Source organism: Streptomyces griseus (genome assembly GCF_001715295.1).
Taxonomy (GTDB): Bacteria; Actinomycetota; Actinomycetes; order Streptomycetales; family Streptomycetaceae; genus Streptomyces; species Streptomyces griseus_G.
Map to the genome: position 1 here is coordinate 783,681 of NZ_MDKB01000001.1, position 22,679 is coordinate 806,359.

At 71.3% G+C, this 22,679-nt stretch carries 17 protein-coding genes; 5 read left to right on the plus strand and 12 right to left on the minus strand.

Features of this window, described 5'->3' with window-relative positions; all coding sequences use genetic code 11:
* Positions 1-241 precede the first annotated feature (241 nt).
* The 3 genes from BA175_RS02930 (at position 242) to BA175_RS02940 (ending at position 3,988) form a co-directional block, all read left to right on the plus strand.
* Positions 242-646 (plus strand): hypothetical protein, encoded by a 405-nt coding sequence (locus BA175_RS02930; protein ID WP_069169606.1) that lies wholly within the window; start codon positions 242-244, stop codon positions 644-646.
* A gap of 557 nt (positions 647-1,203) precedes the next feature.
* Complete coding sequence (locus BA175_RS02935) at positions 1,204-2,319, plus strand: glycerate kinase (RefSeq protein ID WP_069170301.1); 1,116 nt, start codon at positions 1,204-1,206, stop codon at positions 2,317-2,319.
* A 310-nt stretch (positions 2,320-2,629) separates the two neighbouring features.
* Positions 2,630-3,988: a glycoside hydrolase family 5 protein gene (locus tag BA175_RS02940; protein ID WP_254667798.1), complete on the plus strand. Its 1,359-nt coding sequence runs from the start codon at positions 2,630-2,632 to the stop codon at positions 3,986-3,988.
* 106 nt (positions 3,989-4,094) lie between these two features.
* On the opposite strand, the gene BA175_RS02945 is transcribed toward BA175_RS02940, so the two are convergent.
* The 9 genes from BA175_RS02945 to BA175_RS02985 form a co-directional block, all read right to left on the minus strand.
* Positions 4,095-6,230, minus strand: coding sequence for a PP2C family protein-serine/threonine phosphatase (locus BA175_RS02945; RefSeq protein WP_069169608.1), 2,136 nt, complete (start codon positions 6,228-6,230; stop codon positions 4,095-4,097).
* Positions 6,231-6,458: 228 nt separating this feature from the next.
* Entirely contained in the window at positions 6,459-7,313 is an 855-nt protein-coding gene (pssA, locus tag BA175_RS02950; protein WP_175420731.1) for a CDP-diacylglycerol--serine O-phosphatidyltransferase, read from the minus strand.
* The gene (locus BA175_RS02955) at positions 7,300-7,947 is read right to left on the minus strand and encodes a phosphatidylserine decarboxylase (RefSeq protein ID WP_069169610.1); all 648 of its coding nucleotides are present in this window, start codon (positions 7,945-7,947) and stop codon (positions 7,300-7,302) included. Before BA175_RS02955 ends, pssA begins: the two co-directional genes overlap by 14 nt.
* A gap of 181 nt (positions 7,948-8,128) precedes the next feature.
* A complete protein-coding gene (locus BA175_RS02960) occupies positions 8,129-9,334 on the minus strand; it encodes an acyl-CoA dehydrogenase family protein (RefSeq protein ID WP_069169611.1) in 1,206 nt (401 codons plus the stop codon).
* Between the two features lie 2 nt (positions 9,335-9,336).
* Entirely contained in the window at positions 9,337-9,864 is a 528-nt protein-coding gene (locus tag BA175_RS02965) for a MaoC family dehydratase (RefSeq protein ID WP_069169612.1), read from the minus strand.
* Positions 9,865-9,866: 2 nt separating this feature from the next.
* Positions 9,867-10,847 (minus strand): HpcH/HpaI aldolase/citrate lyase family protein, encoded by a 981-nt coding sequence (locus tag BA175_RS02970; RefSeq protein ID WP_069169613.1) that lies wholly within the window; start codon positions 10,845-10,847, stop codon positions 9,867-9,869.
* Positions 10,844-12,856 (minus strand): protein meaA, encoded by a 2,013-nt coding sequence (locus BA175_RS02975; protein WP_069169614.1) that lies wholly within the window; start codon positions 12,854-12,856, stop codon positions 10,844-10,846. The genes BA175_RS02970 and BA175_RS02975 overlap by 4 nt, the downstream gene beginning before the upstream one ends.
* 8 nt (positions 12,857-12,864) lie before the next feature.
* Positions 12,865-14,202, minus strand: coding sequence for a crotonyl-CoA carboxylase/reductase (ccrA, locus tag BA175_RS02980; RefSeq protein WP_069169615.1), 1,338 nt, complete (start codon positions 14,200-14,202; stop codon positions 12,865-12,867).
* A gap of 361 nt (positions 14,203-14,563) precedes the next feature.
* Positions 14,564-15,316 (minus strand): GNAT family N-acetyltransferase, encoded by a 753-nt coding sequence (locus BA175_RS02985; RefSeq protein ID WP_079159411.1) that lies wholly within the window; start codon positions 15,314-15,316, stop codon positions 14,564-14,566.
* A gap of 195 nt (positions 15,317-15,511) precedes the next feature.
* On the opposite strand from BA175_RS02985, the gene BA175_RS02990 reads away from it, so the two are divergent.
* Positions 15,512-16,270: a restriction endonuclease gene (locus tag BA175_RS02990; RefSeq protein ID WP_069169617.1), complete on the plus strand. Its 759-nt coding sequence runs from the start codon at positions 15,512-15,514 to the stop codon at positions 16,268-16,270.
* 262 nt (positions 16,271-16,532) lie between these two features.
* Here the strand turns inward: BA175_RS02990 and BA175_RS02995 are convergent, their stop codons facing one another.
* Together BA175_RS02995 and BA175_RS03000 are read right to left on the minus strand one after the other, a co-directional pair.
* Positions 16,533-17,348: a TetR family transcriptional regulator gene (locus tag BA175_RS02995; protein ID WP_069169618.1), complete on the minus strand. Its 816-nt coding sequence runs from the start codon at positions 17,346-17,348 to the stop codon at positions 16,533-16,535.
* 115 nt (positions 17,349-17,463) lie between these two features.
* On the minus strand, positions 17,464-19,245 hold the full coding sequence (locus BA175_RS03000; RefSeq protein ID WP_069169619.1) for a 3-hydroxyacyl-CoA dehydrogenase family protein: 1,782 nt from the start codon (positions 19,243-19,245) through the stop codon (positions 17,464-17,466).
* A 364-nt stretch (positions 19,246-19,609) separates the two neighbouring features.
* On the opposite strand from BA175_RS03000, the gene BA175_RS03005 reads away from it, so the two are divergent.
* Positions 19,610-20,182 (plus strand): adenylosuccinate lyase, encoded by a 573-nt coding sequence (locus BA175_RS03005; protein WP_069169620.1) that lies wholly within the window; start codon positions 19,610-19,612, stop codon positions 20,180-20,182.
* A gap of 636 nt (positions 20,183-20,818) precedes the next feature.
* On the opposite strand, the gene BA175_RS03010 is transcribed toward BA175_RS03005, so the two are convergent.
* A complete protein-coding gene (locus tag BA175_RS03010) occupies positions 20,819-22,417 on the minus strand; it encodes an alpha/beta hydrolase (protein WP_069169621.1) in 1,599 nt (532 codons plus the stop codon).
* Positions 22,418-22,679: the final 262 nt, after the last annotated feature.

The window sequence follows — 22,679 nt, forward strand, 5'->3', positions numbered from 1 at the left end:
CGGGGCGTGCCCGGTAAGGGCTGTCCCCAGTTCCCGGTGGATCGGCGCGCGGCGTCGGATGCGGGTCACGCACGGCGGAGGGACGCCCCCGTACCGGATGTAGGGGGACGTTCCGGCAATGCGGCGAGGTGCCGAGCTGTCGTCGCGCGCCCGCCGTGCGGTGCGGGACAGCCCGTACCCTTGCGGTGATCATCCGTACCCTTGCCGTGATCATCCGCGGCACCACCGGGAGTGCCCCCGCATGAGCCGCCGCCCGCGCCGGACCGCCGCCGAACCGGGGCCGCCCCGGCCCACCGTCAGCGTCTGCCGAGGCTGCTGCTGCGGTACTCCGAAGATCCCGGGTGTGGACCACCCCGGGCAGCTGGCGCAGCTGCGGCGGTCCCTCGAAGGAAGCGCCACCGTGCGTGCCGTCGAGTGCCTCGACGCGTGCGAACGGGGCAACGTCATGGTCGTACAGCCGTCGGCGGAGGGCCGCCGGGCCGGTGGCCGCCCGGTGTGGCTGGGGCTGGTCAACGACTCCCACGCCGTCGACGACATCGTCACCTGGGCACGGGAGGGCGGCCCAGGGGTCGCGGACCCGCCGGACGTTCTCGACCTCTACGTCTTCCGCCCGTCGCGCCGCATACAGGCGGAACTGGAGCACTGACGCCTCCTGACCCGGCCCGGCCCGCGGTGGCCGACGCCTCCAGCAGGGCGGGAGGCGCCCTCCCGCGGATCCGCGCGTCCCCCCGGCGAGGTCCTCCTACGGGGTCGGTTCCGCGTTCCACGACGACGGCCGGGCCCCGTGCCCCACGGCGGCGCCCGACGGCGGGGCGGTGGGCCGCGCCTGCGGGGTCGTGCCCCTAGCGACGACGCCCGGCCCGCCCGGGTGATCGCCCTCGCCTCACCGGTACCCGCGCGCCGAGGCCGCGCCGCACACGACCGTCGCCGCCTCCGCCCCGAGGACCCGTGCACGGTGGATCGCTCTCACCGGCCTCCATCCGCCGGCGCATGCTCCTCGGGACATGACGCGGCCCCGGCCCACCGCCCCCTCGCGGACGTTGCCGGACCTGTCACCTGTGCGTCCCGAGGCGGCGAAGGAGCAGTTCAGCGGCGGCGAGGCGGTTCGGGACAGCCATGGGCAGACCGGGGGTGGTGCGGATAGGGTCGGGGCGGCGCGACTGCCTGTTCGAGAGCAAGGGATGCAAGGTGACGGACGGAGCAGTGAAGACCGCACGCGTGCTCGTCGCGGCGGACAAGTTCAAAGGCTCGCTCACGGCCGTGCAGGTCGCGGAGCGGGTGACGGCCGGACTGCGGCACGTGGTCCCCGACCTGCAGGTCGAGACGCTGCCCGTCGCGGACGGCGGTGACGGTACGGTCGCGGCTGCGGTGGCCGCCGGATTCGAGCGCCGGGAGGCGCGGGTGACCGGGCCGCTGGGGACGCCCGTCACCGCCGCGTACGCGGTGCGCGGCGCCACGGCCGTCGTGGAGATGGCGGAGGCCTCCGGCCTCCAGCACCTGCCCGCAGGGGAGTTCGCCCCGCTCACCGCCACCACCTACGGATCCGGTGAACTGCTGGCGGCCGCGCTCGACGCGGGCGCCCGGACGATCGTGTTCGGTGTCGGCGGGAGCGCCACGACGGACGGCGGCGCGGGCATGCTCACCGCCCTCGGGGCCCGCTTCCTGGACGCGGACGGCAAGCCCGTCGGGCCCGGCGGTGGAGGACTCGCGGAGCTGGTGGAGGCCGACCTGTCCGGGCTGGACCCCCGGTTGGCGGGCATCGACCTGATCCTGGCCAGCGACGTGGACAACCCGCTGACCGGGCCGAAGGGCGCTCCGGAGGTCTACGGGCGGCAGAAGGGCGCCACCGAGGACGACATCGCCGTCCTGGACGCGGCGCTCACCCACTGCGCCTCCGTACTGGGCCCCGAGCACGCCGTGCTCCCCGGAGCCGGTGCCGCCGGGGGCATCGGTTACGGCGCCCTGGTCGGCCTGGGCGCACGCTTCCGGCCCGGCATCGAGGTCATGCTCGACGTCCTGGGCTTCGCCCCGGCGCTCGCCCGGGCCACTCTCGTCGTGACGGGCGAGGGATCGCTCGACGAGCAGACCCTGCACGGCAAGGCCCCGGCCGGTGTGGCCGCCGCGGCCCGCGCGGCGGGCGTGGAGGTCGTCGCCGTGTGCGGGCGCCTCGGCCTGCCGGCCGAGGCCCTGGACGGGGCCGGTATCCGCCGGGCCTACGCCCTGGCCGAGCTGGAACCCGACCCGGCGGTCTCCATGGCCCAGGCGGGTCCTCTGCTGGAACGCGTGGCCGAGTCGATCGCCCGCGACTTCCTGTCCTGACGCGGTCCGGCCCCGGCGTCCCGGGGCCGGACCGTCGGCGGTGGCACCCCGCGAGGATGCCCCGGCGCCCCTCCCTCAGCCCCGCCGGCGTGGGGACGGGCGGCACATACTCGAGGAGCCCGGCCGGGCGCTCACGCACGGGCCGGCCGGGCTCCGCTGCGGTCGTGTCCTCGCTTCGACTCGTGAAGTTTGACATGCCCATTGACAGTCCATCCGTCCCCCTGGCTTCATGTGAGCAACGAATGGGAGCGCTCCCAGGACCTTCTGCCTGCCTTACTTCAACGAAAGGCGACGACGGATGAAGTCACCCATGAGAAAGCGGCTGGGCCCGGCCTTCGCCGCGGCCGTGACGGCGACCGCGGTGCTGATGGCGCTCTCGGGCCCGACGAGCGCTCAGGCGGCGGCACCGGCGCCCGCGTCCGTCCCGCCCGCGGCCCCCGCGGCGGCCGCGGGCGACGACTGGCTCCACACGGAGGGCAACCGCATCGTCGACAAGCAGGGCAACCGGGTCTGGCTCACCGGTGCCAACTGGTTCGGCTTCAACACGGGTGAGCGGGTCTTCCACGGCCTGTGGTCCGCCAACCTGGACACGATCACGCGGCAGATGGCGGAGCGGGGCATCAACATCCTGCGCGTACCGATCTCCACACAGCTGCTGCTGGAGTGGAAGAACGGGCAGGCGGCCGTCTCCAGCGCGGTCAACACCTGGGCCAACCCCGAGCTCAAGGACAAGACCACCCTGGGGGTCTTCGACGCCTTCCTCGGGGTGGCGGAGAAGTACGGCATCAAGGTCATGCTCGACGTCCACAGCGCGGAGGCCGACAACTCCGGCCATGTGTATCCCGTGTGGTGGAAGGGGGCGATCACCACCGAGCAGTTCTACTCCGCCTGGGAGTGGGTCACCGCCCGGTACCGGACCAACGACACCCTCGTCGCGATGGACATCAAGAACGAGCCGCACGGCAAGCAGTCCGAGAGCCCGCGAGCCAAGTGGGACGGTTCCACCGACCAGGACAACTTCAAGTACACCTGCCAGACCGCCGGCAGGCGGATCCTCGCCGTCAACCCGGACGTCCTCGTCCTGTGCGAAGGCATCGAGATCTACCCCAAGGACGGCGCGAACTGGTCCTCCACCGCGGCCGCCGACTACCACGGCATGTGGTGGGGCGGAAACCTGCGCGGAGCAAGGGACCACCCGGTGGACCTCGGGGCGCAGCAGGACCAGCTGGTCTACTCGCCCCACGACTACGGCCCCCTCGTCTACCAGCAGCCCTGGTTCGAGGGCACGTGGGACCGCACCACGCTGGAACGTGACGTGTGGGACCCGAACTGGCTGTTCCTGCACAAGAACGGCACCGCACCGCTGCTCGTCGGCGAATGGGGCGGACACCTGGACAACGGTCCGAACCAGAAGTGGATGACGGCGCTGCGTGATCTGATCGTGGAGAACGGGATCCACCAGACCTTCTGGTGCATCAACCCCAACTCCGGTGACACGGGCGGGTTGCTGGGGTACGACTGGGCGACGTGGGACGAGGCGAAGTACGCGATGCTCAAGCCCGCCCTCTGGCAGTCGGGTGGCAAGTTCGTCGGGCTCGACCACCAGGTCAGGCTCGGCGGCGCGGCGAGCACCACGGGCCTCAGCCTCACCGACCTGTACGGCGGCTGACCTCGCAGGCGAGTGTCACCCCCGAACTGTCCTGGGGTGCCGATGAATCCCACCCCCTCGGCGCCCCGGGACTCCACACAGGACGGGCGTCCGCCGGCTACGGCCGTCAGCCGTCCGTCCGCAGTGCGTTGATGAGCAGCAGGGCGATGTCGTCGCTGCCGGGCGTGAAGCGCTCGGCGTACCGCACGAGTGTGTCGGCGACCTCGTCCATGGTCCGGTCCAGAGCCAGGGCGAAGTGCTCCGCCAGCGCGGCGGTGGCGTCGTCGAAATCCACCCCCGGGGCCTCCACGAGCCCGTCGGTGAACAGGGCGAGCGCCGCACCGGGCGGGAGTGGGATCTCCACCGTCGGGTAACGGGACGCCGGATCGATGCCGAGCAGGAGACCTGGAGGCAGTGAAAGGGACTCGGTGCCCCCGTCGGGGTGCCGCAGCAGCGGCGCGGGGTGACCCGCGGTCGCCAGGCGGGCGGTGTGCGCAGCCAGGTCCAGGTGGACGTACAGGCAGCTCGTGAACAGACCAGGATCGAGATCGGTGAGCAGCCGGTTGGTCCGCGCGAGCACTTCGTCGGGCGGCGCACCGGCCGAGGCGTGCACGGCGGTACGGACCTGACCCATCAGCGCGGCGGCGTTCACGTTGTGGCCCTGTACGTCCCCGATGGCCGCCGCCGCCGTCGTCTCGTTCAGCCGGATCAGGTCGTAGAAGTCCCCGCCGATGCCCACGCCCCTGGTCGCAGGGAGGTAGCGGGCGGCGACGTCGAGGCCGGGGATCCGGGGCAGGGTGTGCGGCAGCAGGTGGGCCTGGAGGCTGTGTGCGAGCCGGTTCTTGGTGTCGTAGAGCCGGGCGCGGTCGAGGGCCTGGGCGAGCAGGCCCGCGATCGAGGACAGCAGGGCACGTTCCTCGGGGTCGAAGGGGTGGGGCCGGTCGTAGGCGAGTACCAGTGAGCCCACCGGACGGCCGGAGACGATCAGTGGGAGGAACGCGCACGCGGGGACGGCGTCGAGGAGGTTCGCGGCGGGGTAGGCGCGCGCCAGCTCCGTGACGTCGGCGAAGAAGCCGGGGACGCCGGTGATGAGCACGTGTGCGGCCGGGTTGTCCATGGTCAGCGGGGCGCCGTCGAAGCGGTCCATCAGCGTCGGCTGGCTGCCCCTGCGGCCTTCGATCTGCAGCCGCCCCTGTTCCGAGGTGAGCACGAGGAGGGACTGGATGCGGAAGGCCGACAGGAGCTGGTCGCCGGTCAGCTCGATCACGTCCTCGGTGCTGACGGCCTCGGTGAGCGTCGCCGCCAGGTGCATCAGGTGGTACAGGGCGGTCGCCCTGTACGGCGCCGGGGAGGGTGGCGGCAGCGACGGCGGCGGTTCGCCGACCGGGTCGGGTTCCGTGGCGGGCAGGACGCGAACGCTGATGCCGGTGGCGTTCGGGAAGAGGTGGAAGTGCAGCCACCGGTCCGGGGGCCGCAGGGCGGTGAAGGACGTCTGCTGGCGGCTGATGACCGCGGCGCGGTAGTGGTCCTCGACGGCCGGGTCGTCCAGCCAGGGCAGCGACTCCCACGGCAGTGTGCCCAGCAGGTCGGTGGCGGGAGCCCCCAGGAGAGCGGCCGCGGCGTCGGTGAGGAACGTGAGGGTCCCGTCCAGGGCCAGCGCGCAGCTCCCGCCGGGAAGACGCTGGACGAATTCCATGGCCGCCGCGCTCTCCACCGGTCCGGGAACGGGCGGGGCCGGCGGCGGAAGCACCCTGGGCCGGCTCCCCGGGCGTACCGGGTATCCGCTGCCCTCCGCCTGCTGCAGGAGCATGCCGAGGCCGTGGCAGCCGTTGACCACGGCCTGTCGCTCCTCGGGCGACAGCTCCTCGGGGTGCGAGCCGGGCCACAACAGCAGGAGCCCGCCCCGGACGGCCGCGCCGGTGCGGATCGGGGCGGCGCCCAGCGCGAAGTGGTAGGGCAGCACGAGCGCGGCACGCGGATAGCGGCGGGCCAGTTCCTCCTGGCTGCCGAGCCAGATCAGCGTCCGGTGGCGTACCGCGTCGGCCACCGGCATCGGGGAGGCGAGCGGTACCCGGGTCCAGGGAGTGGCCAGCTGGGCGGGGACTCCGGACAGCGTGGTCAGCTGCAGCGCGCTGTCGTTCCCCGGCAGCAGGTACACCATGGCCACCGAGGCGCCGGTCTCCCGCAGCACATGAGCGACGGCGCTGTCCAGGAACTCGGTGCCGGAACCCTGGGCGGCGGCGGAGGCGGCTCGGTCCTGCACGCTCTCAACCCTTCCCGACGAGGGGCGGCTGGGTGTCCGCTTCGGAATACGGCATATACCGGACGATACGCCCCCAGCCTACCCAGGACACGGCAAGGCGTGGAGACGCACGAGGGCCCGGATGCCGGGGAGCATCCGGGCCCTCGTGTGTGATGTCCGACGGGTTCTCGGGCTGTCGTCCGCACCACGCCGGTCGGCCGACCGGACCTGGTCCGGAGACCGAAGAGCCTAGGGAAGCTGGGCCGCCCGAGCCTCACGCCGGTTGTCGCGGAAGGTGTTCACCCGCCGCGCCGTGGCGAAGAGCGGGATCACCGCACCCAGCACGACCTGCAGCGCACAGCCGGTCTGCAGAAGCAGCTGTCCACCGGGGGCGTCGAACGCCCATGCGGCCAGGAGCCCCATCGCGGCCACGATCCAGCTGAGCATCGCCACCGCCAGGACACCGCGCGGTTTCGGGTACTCGACCCGGCTGACCATGAGCCACGCCACTCCGATGATCGCGAGCAGCGTCGGCACGAACGGCAACTCCAGGAGCACGATGGAGACGACCGTGAGCGCCCCGAACGGGCTCGGCATGCCCTGGAACATGCCGTCCTTCAAGGTCACGCAGGAGAATCTGGCGAGCCTGAGCACCACCGCCAGCAGCACGACGATCGCCGCGAGCGCCGACACCCTCTGGTGTGCGTCGTCCGCGACCATCCCGTACACCAGGACGAAGTACGCCGGGGCGAGCCCGAAGCTGATCAGGTCGGAGAGGTTGTCCAGCTCCGCACCCATCGGCGAGGACCGCAGCTTGCGCGCCACGAGCCCGTCGAAGAGGTCGAACACGGCCGCCATGAGCATGAGGATCACCGCGGTGGCGGCGGAGTGCCGGGCCATACCCGACTCGTCGCTGCCCGTGAGGTGCGGGATGAGGATCCCCGTGGTGGTGAAGTACACCGCCATGAAGCCGCAGGTGGCATTGCCCAGGGTCAGGGTGTCCGCTATCGACAGCCTCATCGACAGGGGCATGTCCTGCGTTCCGTCGGCGTCCTCGTCCTCCGGAACCCAGCCGGCCGGTGTATCAGGATCAATCACGGTCAATTCGAGTCACCCCCGCGGTGGTGGCCTGTCCGACCTCGACCGCGACCTCGACACCTTCCGGGAGGTAGATGTCGACGCGCGAGCCGAAGCGGATCAGACCGATGCGTTCGCCCTGCTCCACCTTCGTGCCCTGCGGGAGGTAGGGCACGATACGACGGGCGACCGCTCCTGCGATCTGCACCATCTCGATGTCGCCGAGCTCGGTGTCGAAGTGCCAGACAACGCGCTCGTTGTTCTCGCTCTCCTTGTTGAACGCCGGGACGAACCCGCCCGGGATGTGCTCCACCGATGTCACGGTGCCGGCCAGCGGTGCCCGGTTGACGTGGACGTTGAGGGGGCTCATGAAGATCGCGACGCGGGTGCGTCCGTCCTTCCACGGCATGATGCTCTGCACCACGCCGTCGGCCGGCGAGATGACCCGGCCCTGCGTGATCTCGCGCTCGGGGTCACGGAAGAACCACAGCATGCCCGCCGCGAGCGCGGTGGTGGGCACGGCCACGGCGGCCCAGCGCCCGGACCGGCGGGACCGGGCGAGGCTGAGGGCCGCGGTGGCGACGGTCGGCAGGAGCCACGGCGATGCTCCGCGCGCAAGGCGGACCCCGCCGCGGGGTGCGGAGGTTTGGCTGTCGGGCATGGATGACCTTCGTAGCGGATGATGCCGCGCTGGCAACGGGGGGACGGCGGCTTTCCGGCGATGCTATCGGGTGCGAGAGGCAACTGGGCAAGCCAGCAGCCGAGTCGGACAGCTGACGGCCTCCCGACGAGGGCGACTCGATGTGATCTTCTTCGCCACCAAACCTCCTCGAAAGGGACAATCAGCCTGGGATCCGGTACTCCTCCAGGAGCCGGCGACCGATGATCATTTTCTGGATCTCGGCGGTACCTTCACCGATCAGCAGCATCGGGGCCTCGCGGTAGAGGCGCTCGATCTCGTACTCCTTGGAGAAGCCGTAACCGCCGTGGATGCGGAAGGCGTCCTCGACGACTTCCTTGCAGTACTCGGAGGCGAGGTACTTCGCCATCCCTGCCTCCAGGTCGTTCCGCTCGCCGGAGTCCTTCTTGCGTGCCGCATTCACCATCATCGCATGGGCCGCTTCGACCTTGGTGGCCATTTCGGCCAGTTTGAACTGGATCGCCTGGTGCTGGGCGATCGCCTTTCCGAAGGTGTGGCGCTGCTGGGCGTACGAAATACCCAATTCGAATGCACGCTGTGCGACACCGCAGCCACGCGCTGCGACATTCACGCGTCCGACCTCGACGCCGTCCATCATTTGGTAAAAACCCCGGCCGGTGGTGCCGCCGAGCACACGATTGGCCGGAATGCGCAGTCCGTCCATGATGAGCTCGGTCGTGTCGACGCCCTTGTAACCCATCTTGTCGATCTTTCCCGGGATGGTGAGACCCGGCCGGACCTCACCGAATCCGGCTTCCTTCTCCACCAGGAAGGTCGTCATCGACCTGTGCGGGGCCGTGCCCTCCGGGTGTCCTTCGTCACTCCGGCACAGAACGGCGACGAGTGTGGAGGTGCCGCCGTTCGTCAGCCACATCTTCTGGCCGTCCAGGACGTACTCGTCGCCGTCCTTCACGCCCTTGGACGTGATCGCGGAGACGTCGGAGCCCAGCCCCGGCTCCGACATCGAGAAGGCCCCGCGTACCTCGCCCAGCGCCATACGCGGCAGGAACGTGTCCTTCTGCTCCTGCGTGCCGTGCTGCTTGAGCATGTAGGCCACGATGAAGTGCGTGTTGATGATGCCGGAGACGCTCATCCAGCCCCGGGCGATCTCCTCCACGCACAGCGCGTAGGTGAGGAGTGACTCGCCCAGACCGCCGTACTCCTCGGGGATCATCAGCCCGAACAGGCCGAGCTCCTTGAGTCCTTCGACGATCTGTGTCGGGTACTCGTCGCGGTGCTCCAGTCCGGTCGCGACCGGGATGATCTCCTTGTCGACGAAATCCCGGACCGTGGAGAGGATCTCCTGCTGGACATCGGTCAGACCGGCGGTCTGCGCGAGTCGGCTCATGGCTACTTCTCCCCGTTCTTCTGCGGCGGCTGCACCAATTCCGGGCGGCCGGGCTGCTCTCCGCCGCGCTCCTGGATGTACGTCTCGGTGGGGACCATCACCTTGCGGCGGAACACGCAGACGAGCGTGCCGTCCTGTGTGTAGCCCTTCGTCTCGACGTACACGATGCCGCGGTCGCTCTTCGACCTCGACGGCGTCTTGTCGAGCACGGTCGTCTCGCCGTAGATCGTGTCGCCGTGGAACGTCGGAGCCACGTGCTTGAGTGACTCCACCTCCAGGTTGGCGATCGCCTTTCCGGAGACGTCCGGCACGGACATGCCGAGCAACAGTGAATAGACGTAGTTGCCGACGACGACGTTCTTCCCGAAATCCGTCGTCCGCTCGGCGTAGTTGCTGTCCATGTGCAGCGGGTGGTGATTCATGGTCAGCAGGCAGAAGAGGTGGTCGTCGTACTCCGTGACCGTCTTTCCCGGCCAGTGCTTGTAGACGGCACCGACCTCGAACTCCTCGTAGGTGCGCCCGAACTGCATGATCAGGCCTCCGGAGCTTCGAACGTGGAGGTGCGCCGCATGCCGGCCGCGCGGCCCTTGCCCGCGATGACGAGTGCCATCTTGCGGCTGGCCTCGTCGATCATCTCGTCGCCGAGCATCGCCGAGCCCTTCTTGCCGCCCTCCTCGGAGGTGCACCAGTCGTACGCCTCGAGGATCAGCTCGGCGTGGTCGTAGTCGTCCTGGGAGGGTGAGAACACCTCGTTGGCGGCGTCCACCTGACCGGGATGCAGCACCCACTTGCCGTCGAAGCCCAGCGCGGCGGCACGGCCCGCGACCTCGCGGTACGCGTCCACGTCGCGGATCTGCAGGAACGGTCCGTCGATGGCCTGCAGGTCGTGCGCACGGGCGGCCATCAGGATGCGCATCAGGATGTAGTGGTACGCGTCCGCCGGGTAGCCCGGCGGCTGCTGGCCCACGACCAGCGTCTTCATGTTGATCGAGGCCATGAAGTCGGCCGGGCCGAAGATCAGGGTCTCCAGGCGGGGCGAGGCGGCGGCGATGTCGTCGATGTTCACCAGGCCCTTGGCGTTCTCGATCTGCGCCTCGATGCCGATCCGGCCGGCCTCGAAGCCCATCGTCTTCTCGATCTGCGTCAGCAGCAGGTCCAGCGCCACGACCTGCTGCGCGTCCTGGACCTTCGGCAGCATGATGCAGTCGAGGTTGGGGCCCGCACCCTCGACGACCGTGATGACGTCGCGGTACGTCCAGTGCGTCGTCCAGTCGTTCACGCGCACGACCCGGGTCTTGCCCGTCCAGTCGCCGTTGTTCAGCGCGTCGACGATGTGGTGCCGGGCGCCTTCCTTGGCCAGGGGCGCGCAGGCGTCCTCCAGGTCGAGGAAGACCTGGTCGGCCGGGAGACCCTGGGCCTTCTCCAGGAACCTCGGGTTGGAGCCGGGCACCGCCAGGCAGGAACGGCGCGGACGCAGCCGGTTCACGGGGGCGGCGGGCGACGGGCTGGTCATGCGGGGACCTCCAGAGGGTCGAGCTTGTTCGCTTTCCGGATCTCGTCGACGATACGGCCGATGATCCCGGTGATTCCGAAGTCCTTCGGGGTGAAGACGGCGGCGACGCCCACCGCGAGGAGAGCGGCCGCGTCGGCCGGGGGGATGATGCCGCCCGCGATCACCGGGATGTCCGGTGCCCCGGCCTCGCGCAGCCGGTTCAGGACGTCCGGCACCAGCTCGGCGTGCGAGCCGGACAGGATCGACAGGCCCACGCAGTGCACGTCCTCGGCCAGGGCCGCGTCGGTGATCTCCGCGGGCGTCAGCCTGATCCCCTGGTAGACCACCTCGAAGCCGGCGTCCCTGGCGCGTACGGCGATCTGCTCGGCGCCGTTGGAATGCCCGTCCAGGCCCGGCTTGCCGACCAGCAGGCGCAGCCGGCCGACCCCCAGGTCCTCGGCGGTCCGGGTCACCTTCTCGCGGACCAGGGCGAGCGGGGTGCCGGGCTCCGCGGTGACCGCGAGCGGCGCGGACGAGACGCCGGTCGGCGCCCGGAACTCACCGAACACGTCGCGCAGGGCCCAGGCCCACTCGCCCGTGGTGACGCCGGCCCGCGCGCACTCGACGGTGGCCTCCATCATGTTCTCGGTGCCCGCCGCGGCCTTCTTCAGGGCGGCGAGCGCCTCGGTGGCCCGTGCCTCGTCGCGGTTGTCGCGCCACTCGTGCAGCGCGGCGACGACCCGGGCCTCGTTCTCGGGATCCACCGTCATGATCGCCGCGTCCAGGTCGGCCGTCAGCGGACTGGGCTCGGTCGTCCCGTAGATGTTGACGCCGACGATCTTCTCCTCGCCCGCCTCGATCCGGGCCCGCCGCGCCGCGTGCGAGGCGACGAGTTCCGACTTGAGGTAGCCGGACTCGACGGCGGCCATCGCGCCGCCCATCTGCTGGATCCGCTCCATCTCGGCCAGCGACTCCGTGACCAGCCCGTCCACCGTGTCCTCGATGACGTGCGAGCCCGCGAAGATGTCCTCGTACTCCAGCAGATCGCTCTCGTGGGCCAGCACCTGCTGGATACGGAGCGACCACTGCTGGTCCCAGGGCCGGGGGAGCCCCAGCGCCTCGTTCCAGGCCGGCAGTTGCACCGCGCGGGCGCGGGCGTCCTTGGAGAGGGTGACGCCCAGCATCTCCAGGACGATGCGCTGGACGTTGTTCTCCGGCTGGGCCTCGGTCAGCCCGAGGGAGTTGACCTGCACGCCGTAGCGGAAGCGGCGCTGCTTCGGGTCGGCGACGCCGTACCGCTCGCGGGTGACGTGGTCCCAGATGCGGCCGAACGCGCGCATCTTGCACATCTCCTCGATGAAGCGGACTCCCGCGTTCACGAAGAAGGAGATGCGGGCGACGACGTCGCCGAACCGCTCCTCGGGTACCTGCCCGGAGTCGCGCACCGCGTCGAGGACGGCGACGGCCGTCGACATGGCGTACGCGATCTCCTGGACCGGGGTGGCTCCCGCCTCCTGCAGGTGGTAGCTGCAGATGTTGATCGGGTTCCACTTCGGGATGCGGTTGACCGTGTACGTGATCATGTCGGTGGTCAGGCGCAGCGAGGGAACCGGCGGGAAGACGTGCGTCCCGCGCGACAGGTACTCCTTCACGATGTCGTTCTGCGTCGTGCCCTGGAGCTTGCCGGGGTCCGCTCCCTGCTCCTCGGCGACCACCTGGTAGAGCGCCAGCAGCCACATGGCGGTGGCGTTGATCGTCATCGAGGTGTTCATCTGCTCCAGGGGGATGTCCTGGAACAGCCTGCGCATGTCACCGAGGTGCGAGACGGGCACCCCGACCCGGCCGACCTCGCCGCGGGCCAGGACGTGGTCGGGGTCGTACCCGGTCTGGGTCGGCAGGTCGAAGGCGACCGACAGGCCGGTCTGGCCCTTGGCGAGGTTGCGCCGGTAGAGCTCGTTGGACGCCTCGGCGGTCGAGTGCCCCGCGTACGTCCGCATGAGCCACGGGCGGTCCTTCTGACGTTCGGTCATCGCGGACCTCAGACGTTGCGGAAGCGGTTGATGGCGTCGATGTGCTGCTCCCGCAGCTCGGTGTCGCGGACCCCGAGGCCCTCGCGGGGCGCCAGCGCGAGGACGCCGACCTTGCCCTGGTGGACGTTGCGGTGGACGTCGTGGGCGGCCTGCCCGGTGTCCTCCAGGGAGTACACCTTGGAGAGCGTCGGGTGGATCTTCCCCTTGGCGATCAGGCGGTTGGCCTCCCACGCCTCGCGGTAGTTGGCGAAGTGGGACCCGATGATCCGCTTCAGCGACATCCACAGGTAGCGGTTGTCGTACTCGTGGTGGTACCCCGACGTCGAGGCGCAGGTGACGATCGTGCCGCCCTTGCGGGTCACGTACACACTGGCACCGAAGGTCTCGCGGCCCGGGTGCTCGAAGACGATGTCCACGTCCTCGCCGCCGGTCAGTTCACGGATGCGCTTGCCGAACCGCTTCCACTCGCGCGGGTCCTGGTGGTGCTCGTCCTTCCAGAACGCGTAGCCCTCGGCGTTGCGGTCGATGATCGCGGTCGCGCCCATCTTCCGGCAGATCTCGGCCTTCGCGTCGCTGGAGACGACACAGATCGGGTTGGCGCCGCCGGCCAGCGCGAACTGCGTGGCGTACGAGCCGAGTCCACCGCTCGCGCCCCAGATCAGGACGTTGTCGCCCTGCTTCATGCCCGCGCCGTTGCGCGAGACGAGCTGGCGGTACGCGGTGGAGTTGACCAGGCCGGGCGCTGCGGCCTCCTCCCAGCTGAGGTGCTTCGGCTTCGGCATCAGCTGGTTGGACTTGACGAGCGCGATCTCCGCGAGGCCGCCGAAGTTGGTCTCGAAGCCCCAGATGCGCTGTTCGGGGTCGAGCATCGTGTCGTTGTGGCCGTCGGAGGACTCCAGCTCGACCGAGAGGCAGTGCGCGACGACCTCGTCGCCGGGGTTCCAGGCGTTGACGCCGGGGCCGGTGCGCAGGACGACGCCCGCCAGGTCGGAGCCGATGATGTGGTACGGGAGGTCGTGGCGCTTGGTGAGCTCACTGAGCCTGCCGTAGCGCTCCAGGAAGCCGAAGGTCGAGACCGGCTCGAAGATCGAGGTCCAGACGGAGTTGTAGTTCACCGAGCTGGCCATGACCGCGACCAGGGCCTCGCCCGGGCCGAGCTCGGGGACCGGCACGTCGTCCACGTGGAGGGACTTGCGCGGGTCCTTGTCGCGGCCCGCGACACCCGCGAACATCTCTGCCTCGTCCTTGTGCACGGTCACCGCGCGGTACGACTCGGGGAGGGGCAGGGCGGCGAAGTCCGCGGCCGTGCTGTCCTGCGATTGGATCGCGTCCAGGATTTCCTTCACGGTGATGCCTCCGGCAGATCGGGCCCCGGCGTCGAGGGAACGCCGGAGAGCCCCTGTGGACAGGGGGAGTGGTGCGGTGTGGAGGTGTGCCGTCGGTTCGGCGGGTGGTGCTTCGGCTTGCTCGGTGGAGCAGAAGGTTGCCTGTGACGCAGGCGCCCGGGCGCGCAGACACGTGGTTTGCGGGGACAGCCGACGTACGAGAGGTCTCTGCACGCCGGCCGCCCGGACACCTTCAACGTATGGCACTGCGTGACAGGTGGCAAGGCACCCAGTGCCAACAATTTCTCTCAGTTGTCATCCCGGTGGCACGCATGAGCAACATCATGCGTGGTATGCCGGTTTGGTCGCTCTGTCGCGGCGGCTACGGCGTGGTGCGGTACACGTACGGCGTCGTCCTGCTCAGGGCGGTGAAACCGAGCCGGCGCAGGATCGGGGCGGACCGGTCGGTCGCGTCCACCTGGAGATACCGGTAGCCGCGCTCCGCGGCGATACGGACCCGGTGGGCAGTCAGGGCCCGGTAGACGCCCCTGCCCCGCCACCGCGGGTCCGTACCGCCGCCCCAGAACCCGGCGAACCCGGTGCCCGGTACCCACTCCATGCGGGCCGCGCTCACCGGCTCGTCGCCCGCCAGGGCGACGACCGCGACGAAGGTCTCCGGCGCCTCGGCGAGCCGCGTCAAGGCCCGGTGGCGCAGCCGTGCCCCGTCCCCGCCGAAGGCCGCCTCGTGCGCGCGGACCATCAACTCCACCCCGGCCGTGTCGGTCACCGGGTGCAGCCGGACGCCCGGGGGGAGGACCACGGCGGTGGGCAGTTCCGTGACGGGGGCGACCAGCAGGGTCTCCGCGTCCTCCGGCACGAAACCCGCCGCCCGCAGCCGCCGGCCCAGGTCGTGCGGCCGGTCGTGGGCGTAGCACTTCCACTCGAACTCGTCGTGGCCCAGGCCCGTGTAGTGGGCGACCTGCGCGGCGATCGCCGCGTCGGCGGCCGCGCCGTCCATCTCCGGAGCCGACCAGACGACCCCGTTCCAGTCGTCGGCGGCGCCCACCTGGCGTACGAGGGGGCCGTCACGTTCCACCCGGACCCCGGGGCCGTCGGGACGGGCGTGTTCCCGCATCTCGCGGTCGAACAGGGCAAGCAGCTCGGAAGGGTTCACGGGCCCACCCGAGCACGGGCCCGGCGGGGCGGACAAACAGATTTCGCGGGCCGCCTGCGTCAACACCGGCACCCGGGGGCAGACGCAAGTGATCTTGAGTTCGGCCGTACCGGAGCGCACACCGAGGCGCACGGAAAACGAAACAGGGGGCTACCCATGGCGATACCGGTCCGCAGCAGCGTCCCGAGGGCCGGCCGGCCCGCGTTCAGCCTCCGCCGTACGGCGCTCGGCTTCGTCCTCGCGGCTCTGCTGCTCTGCGGCACCGGACTGGTCCTGCGCACGGTCTGGCAGAGCGCCCTGCGCCATCCGGCCGCCGGCGTGACGGCCGCGGTGGTCCTGACCGCCGTGGCGGCGGCGTACCTGCGCCGGCGGCGCAACCGCCGGGCCGCGCTCAAGGGGGCGGCGGCGGTGGTCGAGGCCACGTACGAGCTGGTGGACGCGGGAGTCGCGGAGGCCGGGGCGGCGATCGCCGCCCCGGAGCCGCAGCGCCGCGAGCCGGTCGACTATCCGGCCATGGACCCGTACGCCTTCGAGGAGGCGGTCGCCGGGCTCTGCCGCCGGGACGGCTGCGCGGACGCGGAGGTCGTCGGCGGCGCCGGCGACCTCGGGGCCGACGTCGTCGCCACCACCCCCGACGGGCGCCGCCTCGTGATCCAGTGCAAGCGGTACGCCGCCGACAACAAGGTCGGCTCCCAGGAACTCCAGCGCTTCGGCGGCACCTGCTTCGCCGTGCACGAGGCCGAGATCGCCGTCCTCGTCACCACCAGCGAGTTCACCGAGCCCGCCCTCGAGTACGCCGGACAGTGCGGCATTCTCTGCGTCGACCTGCCCTCCCTCACGGCGTGGAGCGAGGAGGGCGTGCCCCCCTGGCACACGGAGACCACCTGGCTGGAACGGCCGTCGGCGAACGCCTGAGGGCTGTCCCGTCACGCCGCTCGGATCAGCGCACGGCGTCGGACGCGGTGCGTCGCGGGATCCCCCGGCGGAGAGGTGTCCGCCTGCGGGACGTGCCCGTACGCTGCGGCAACCCGGCAACCCGGCAACCCGGCAACCCGGCAACCCGGCAACCCGGCAACCCGGCAAGGTGGCGGGGCGCCGAAGCGGCGAGGCGCCACAGGTGCCGTCGTGCGCCCGCCCGGCTCCGCGGGGCATCCCTCAGGGTCGTGCCGGAGCGCGTTCAGCGCTCCTCGAGCGCCTGCCGGATCGTGCGCATCACCTCGTCGAGCGGCGCGTCCGTACGGGCCACCGCGACCAGCACCTCGTCCCGGGACGCCACCGTGGCGGCCGGGGCCTTCGCGGTCTCCCCTCCCACCGCGCGCCCGGCGCCGATGCCCGAGCCGAACGTGTCCCGGACGATCGCGAACGCGTGGTCCAGCTGTGCCTCCACGTCCCCCTGGCCACCGGCCCGCAGCCAGCGCCGCAGTACATGGTTGTGCGCGGTGACGACGGCGGAGGCCGCCACCTCGGCCAGCAGCGGGTCGTCATTGCCCACATGGTGGTCGCGCTCGTCGAAGTGGCCCAGCAGATAGCGGGTGAACAGCCGCTCGTAGCGGGCCACCGAGGCGATCTCCGCCTCCCGCAGCGTGGGGACCTCACGGGTCAGCTTGTAGCGGGCCACGGAGACCGCGGGCTTGGCCGCGTACATCTTCATGACCTCTTTGATGCCGCGGCACACGGTGTCGAGCGGGTGCTCGTGCGCGGGGGCCGCGTTGAGGACGGCCTCGGCCCTGACGAGGGTGTCGTCGTGGTCCGGGAAGATGGCCTCTTCCTTGGAACGGAAGTGGCGGAAGAACGTGCGCCGGGCCACCCCCGCGGCACCCGCGATCTCGTCGACCGTCGTCGCCTCGTACCCCTTCGTCGCGAAGAGTTCCATCGCCGCCGCGGCGAGTTCACGGCGCATCTTGAGCCGTTGGGCGGCGGCACGGGTGCCTGCGGCACTCTCCGGGGCGTCGGGCGCGGCGGAGGAACGGGGGGACCTGGCGGGTTGGGACATGGTGTGAACGTAGCTCATCCGGGCCGGTGAGCGCGCCTGTGGGGGCGGGCCGCCCGAGGGCCCCAGCAGCCCGCCCCACCCGGCCGCCGTTCCGGAGGGCCGGCGGCCCGGCGGTTCAGCGCCGGGCATATTCGCGGAAGCCACGCCCCGTCTTGCGGCCGAGGCAGCCCGCGGCCACCAGGTGCTCGAGCAGCGGCGCCGGGGCCAGACCCGGATCGCGGAACTCGCTGTGCAGCACCTTCTCGATGGCGAGCGAGACGTCGAGGCCGACGACGTCCAGGAGCTCGAACGGGCCCATCGGGTAGCCGCCGCCCAGCTTCATCGCCGCGTCGATGTCGTCGAGCGTGGCGTAGTGCGCCTCGACCATCTTGATCGCGTTGTTGAGGTACGGGAACAGCAGCGCGTTCACGATGAAGCCCGCCCGGTCGCCGCAGTCCACCGGGTGCTTGCGCACCTTCACGCAGACCTCGCGGACGGTGGCGTGCACGTCGTCGGCGGTCAGCACCGTGCGGACCACCTCGACCAGCTTCATCGCGGGCGCCGGGTTGAAGAAGTGCATACCGATGACGTCCTGAGGACGTGAGGTGACCCGTGCGACCGCGACGACCGGTAGCGAGGACGTCGTGGTGGCCAGCACGGCACCCGGCTTGCAGACCTTGTCCAGCGTCGCGAAGAGCTCGCGCTTGACCTCCAGGTCCTCGGCGACGGCCTCGACCGCGAGATCGACCTCGGAGAAGGAGTCCAGCGAGCCGGCCGGGGTGATCCGGGCGAGCGTCTCGTCGCGTGCCTCCTCCGTCAGCCGCCCCTTGGAGACGGAACGGCCCAGGGACGTGGCGATGCGTGCCTTGGCCGTGTCGGCCTTCCCCTGGTTGCGGGCGGCGAGGACCACGGAGTATCCGGCCTTCGCGAAGACCTCCGCGATGCCCGAGGCCATCGTCCCGGAGCCCGCCACCCCCACCGCGGACACCGCGCGCCCGGCCACCTCGCCGGAACCGGCCGAGGGCGTCAGGGCGTCGGGCACCACGTTCTGGCCGCCGGGGGCGTCGTACGTGTAGAAGCCGCGGCCCGCCTTGCGGCCGGTCAGGCCCGCCTCGCTGAGCTGCCCGAGCACGGGCGCCGGTGCGTGGAGCCGGTCGCGAGAGGCCGCGTACATGGCCTCCAGCACCGTACGGGCGGTGTCGATGCCGATCAGGTCGAGCAGGGCGAGGGGGCCCATCGGAAGTCCGCAGCCCAGCTTCATCGCGGCGTCGATGTCCTCGCGGGAGGCGTAGTTCGCCTCGTACATGGCCGCCGCCTGGTTGAGGTAGCCGAACAGCAGCCCGTCCGCGACGAAGCCGGGCCGGTCACCGACCGCCACCGGTTCCTTGCCCAGTTCACGCGCCAGGCGGGTCACGCTCTCGACGGCCGGCGGCGCGGTCAGCACCGAGGAGACCACCTCGACCAGCTTCATCGCGGGCGCCGGGTTGAAGAAGTGCAGGCCGAGGACGCGCTCCGGGTGCTGTGACTCGGCGGCCAGCCGGGTCACGGAGAGCGCGTTGGTGCCCGTGGCGAGGATCGCGGTGGGGGACACGACCGCGTCGAGCTCCCGGAAGACCTGCTGCTTGATCTCGTACGTCTCCGGCACGACCTCGATGACCAGCTCCGCGTCCGCGGCGGCCCGCAGATCGGTGAACGTACGGAACCGGGCGAGGACATCGCGCCGCTCCTGCTCGGAGATCCGCTCGCGGTGCACGGCGCGTGCCGTGGAGGCCTCCAGGGAGGCGACGGCCTGCAGGGCGGCGGCTTCGCTGACGTCGATGCCGATGACCTCGCGGCCCGCACGGGCCAGGACCTCGGCGATGCCGGTCCCCATGGTGCCGAGGCCGACGACGGCAATGGTGCTGAGCGGGGTGTCCATCACGGGACTCCAGGGTGAGTGACGGCTGTGAGGAGCACCCGGGCGCGGGCCGCTGAGAGGAACCGGCGCTCGGCGTGCGGAAGTTGCGTGTCGTGGTGCACGGGTCCCGGGTGCTCGGGGAGCACCGGGATCCGGAAGGGGCGACGGACTCTGTCCCGGAGTCGCGTCTCACATGGCTGCCGAACCGACAAGCACTCCGGGTGGCTGCGTCACCAGGCCACCGGAGCCGGCGGGAGGATGTCCCGCTCACATGAGATTAACCGGCGGGTAACGAGCGCGCCAGCCCTGGCTGCCTGTGCACTGGCCCACACTTTCCCGTCCGTGGGGTGCGCCACCGTCCGTGTGCGCGGGTAAACTCACCGTCATGGACGAGGAGTTCCGCTCGCTGACCGACCGGCTCCGGGGCGAGGCGGGGGAGTCGCCGGCCTTCGCCCTGCTGCTGGCGACCGAGGACGCCGAGGAGCTCGCCCGGGTCCTCGTCGAGGCCGAGCGCCCCCTCTGGGCCCGCGAGCTCGCGGCGTTCCGGCTCGCCTGCCGGGGTGACCGCCGCGCCTTCGAGGCGCTGGTCCTCCTGCTGAACCACCGCGACCCGGAGCGGTGCGTCACGGCGGCCCACGCACTCCTCGCCCTGGGTGACCCCCGAACCCCCCGGGCTGCGGCGGCACTTGCCACCAACACCCTGCGGACGGCCTACGCCCTGCACCCGGTTCGGCTGCTCACCGCCCTACGCGCACCGGAATCCGTACCCGCCCTCGTCAGCACGCTGCGCGGACTGCTGGCACCGCAGGAGCCCCACTGGCGCGTCGCCCTCGCCTGCGTCGAGGGGCTGGGCAGCCTGGGTGACGGAGCGGCCCGCCCCGTTCTGGAGGCGGCGCTGCCGCACCCGCGCCTGGGGGAGGCGGCTGCGGCGGCGCTCGGCCGGCTGCCGACCGGCTGAGCGGGCGGCCCGGCCGTACGCCGAAGTCGCCCGGGTCCTCGGCAGGACCCCTCCTCCGGAAGGCGGTGGCCTCCCCGATCCGGCGGTCGGGCGCGGGTGATGGTGCAGGCGGTCGCGTTCCGGAGCCTGCGGAGCATGATCCATTCCCTGCGCGGCGGCACCGACGGCGCATAGCCCACCGTGTCGGCCGGTCCGCTGTGGAGTGGTGACCGACTCCCGCGGGCCTGAGCGGTACCGGGCGACTCACCGGGGCGGCCTGCTGGGAGCGGGTGGCGATGACCGCGCCCCCTCGGCGCGGAGGTCGCGACGTCTCGCCGGGCGGAGACCCGGGAGAGCTGTACCCGTGGACACCCGGTGATGCGGCCCCCGCTGAGAAACGGCAGGTGGCGCGGGTGCACCGGGGCGGGGCAGGGCGGCGCCGGTCGTCACCTGCGGGCCGTCGTGGGTGATCTCGAGCTGAGCGCCGTGCCGGGGCGGGAGGGATGCCCCGGCCACGGGGTCGTCGGGCCCGGCTGGTGGGGTCGCGGAAGCGACAGGAGGTCTGCGGCGCGAAGCGTTTCGGGACGTGCCGGCCGCCGGAGGGGGCGTACACGGGGGACACGCCTTCACGCGCCCCCGCGCACGCCTCCGCACTGTTCAGCCGCGGAAGCCGAGCAGCCCGTGCAGCGTTGCGCCCTTCGAAGCCGAGCCGGCCTTCGCGTTCGTCAGCGGTTCGGGGTCGGGCAGGGCGTCGCAGACCGCGTCGGCCCCGCTGCCACCGGCGTTCGGGACCGTGCCGTCGGTGAGGTAGTCCACGAGGTAGGCGTCCAGGCAGTCGTTGCCGCTCAGGCTGATGCCGTGGTTGCCGCCGCCCTCTTCGACGACCAGGCCGGAACCCTTCAGCTTGCGGTGCATGGCGACGCCGCCCTCGTACGGGGTGGCCGCGTCGTCGGTGGCCTGGAGCAGCAGGGCCGGGGGGATCTTGTGGTTGGTGACCCGGACCGGGTTCAGCGGCTTCACCGGCCAGGTGGCGCAGGGTGCGTTGTACCAGGTGTTGTTCCACGCCATGAAGGGCGCCTTGCGGTGCACCCGCCAGGTGTCGTTGCGCCAGGTGTTCCAGCTGCGGGGCCAGGCCGCGTCACGGCACTGCACGGCCGTGTAGACCGAGTACCCGTTGTCCCCGGCGGAGTCCACGGCCGCCAGGTTCTCGTACGCGGTGGCGAGCGCGTCCTGGTCCTTGTCGTTCACGTACGCCGCGAACGCCTCGGCGAGGTGGGGCCAGTAGCCGTTGTAGTAGCCGCCGGGCAGGAAGGTGTCCTCCAACTCGCTCGGGCCGACCTTGCCGGCCGCCGGGTGCTTCTTCACGGCGGCGCGCATCCGGTACCAGGCGGCCTCGACCTCCGCCGGGTCGGTCCCGAGCCGGTAGGTCGCGTCATGCTCGGCGACCCACGCGGCGAACGCCTTGTGACGGGCGTCGAAGGCGTAGTCCTGGCCGAGGTTGTCCTCGTACCAGACACCTCCCGGGTCGACGATCGAGTCGAGCACCAGGCGCCGCACGCGCTCGGGGAACAGCTTCGCGTAGACCGCCCCCAGGTAGGTGCCGTAGGAGTAGCCGAAGTAGTTGATCCGCCGGGCGCCGAGGGCTTGGCGGATGACGTCCAGGTCCTTGGCCGTGCTGACGGTGTCCATGAAGGGCAGCAGGTCACCGTGGGTCTTCCCGCAGGCGGCGGCGAAGGACGCCGCCCGGTCGCGGTTGGCCTTCTCGGCCGCGTAGGAGTCCGGCACGGTGTCGGGGCGCACCGGGTCGAAGTGCTTCGGCGCGCAGTCCAGTGCGGGGGTGCTCTTCCCGACCCCGCGCGGGTCGAACCCGATCACGTCGTACTGGGCGGCGAGTTCCGCGGGGAGCGAGGACGCCACGAAACCGGCCATCGAGAGCCCGCTCCCGCCGGGGCCGCCGGGGTTGGCCAGCAGCGGGCCCTGATAGGTCTTCGCCGTGTGGGGGATCCGGGACAGGGCGAGGGTGACCTGTCTGCCCGACGGCCGGTCATGGTCCAGCGGCGCGCGGACCGTCGCGCACTGGAGGGTCGGGTAGGACGTCGTCCCGCAGTCCGTCCACGTGAGTGGCGCGGCGGCATGGGCGCCTGCCCGCGTGGTGGGTGAGGGTGACGCGGAGGGTGAGGCGGCGGACGGTACGGCGGTCAGCACGCCCGCGACCGTGGCGCCGACGGCGACCAGGATTCCTGCACGTTTCGTCATGTGGCCTCCCGTGGTGGAGAGAACGCGGCTGTGAGGGACACGGCCTCCGCCGCATGCTCCCCGAAATACGACGCGGAAGGACAGATTCCGACGAGAGTTGACCCAATTGATCACCGCGCGCACGTGTCGGTACGGGAGAGGAACGCTTGGGCGCGAGGGAAGGAAGCGCGGACACAGGAGAGTGAGGCGCGGGCGCGGGGGAGTGGCGGGGGGACACGGAAGGTGCTCGGCGGGCGGGCGGGCGCGGGCGGTGCGGTGCGGG

Excerpts from the sequence above, each read along its gene's own strand:
- BA175_RS02930 (WP_069169606.1), top strand. The coding sequence starts at position 242 with ATGAGCCGCCGCCCGCGCCGGACCGCCGCCGAACCGGGGCCGCCCCGG.
- BA175_RS02940 (WP_254667798.1), top strand. The coding sequence starts at position 2,630 with ATGAGAAAGCGGCTGGGCCCGGCCTTCGCCGCGGCCGTGACGGCGACC.
- BA175_RS02955 (WP_069169610.1), bottom strand. The coding sequence starts at position 7,947 with ATGCCCGACAGCCAAACCTCCGCACCCCGCGGCGGGGTCCGCCTTGCG.
- BA175_RS02960 (WP_069169611.1), bottom strand. The coding sequence starts at position 9,334 with ATGAGCCGACTCGCGCAGACCGCCGGTCTGACCGATGTCCAGCAGGAG.
- BA175_RS02965 (WP_069169612.1), bottom strand. The coding sequence starts at position 9,864 with ATGCAGTTCGGGCGCACCTACGAGGAGTTCGAGGTCGGTGCCGTCTAC.
- BA175_RS02970 (WP_069169613.1), bottom strand. The coding sequence starts at position 10,847 with ATGACCAGCCCGTCGCCCGCCGCCCCCGTGAACCGGCTGCGTCCGCGC.
- BA175_RS02975 (WP_069169614.1), bottom strand. The coding sequence starts at position 12,856 with ATGACCGAACGTCAGAAGGACCGCCCGTGGCTCATGCGGACGTACGCG.
- BA175_RS02985 (WP_079159411.1), bottom strand. The coding sequence starts at position 15,316 with ATGCGGGAACACGCCCGTCCCGACGGCCCCGGGGTCCGGGTGGAACGT.
- BA175_RS02990 (WP_069169617.1), top strand. The coding sequence starts at position 15,512 with ATGGCGATACCGGTCCGCAGCAGCGTCCCGAGGGCCGGCCGGCCCGCG.
- BA175_RS02995 (WP_069169618.1), bottom strand. The coding sequence starts at position 17,348 with ATGTCCCAACCCGCCAGGTCCCCCCGTTCCTCCGCCGCGCCCGACGCC.
- BA175_RS03000 (WP_069169619.1), bottom strand. The coding sequence starts at position 19,245 with ATGGACACCCCGCTCAGCACCATTGCCGTCGTCGGCCTCGGCACCATG.
- BA175_RS03005 (WP_069169620.1), top strand. The coding sequence starts at position 19,610 with ATGGACGAGGAGTTCCGCTCGCTGACCGACCGGCTCCGGGGCGAGGCG.
- BA175_RS03010 (WP_069169621.1), bottom strand. The coding sequence starts at position 22,417 with ATGACGAAACGTGCAGGAATCCTGGTCGCCGTCGGCGCCACGGTCGCG.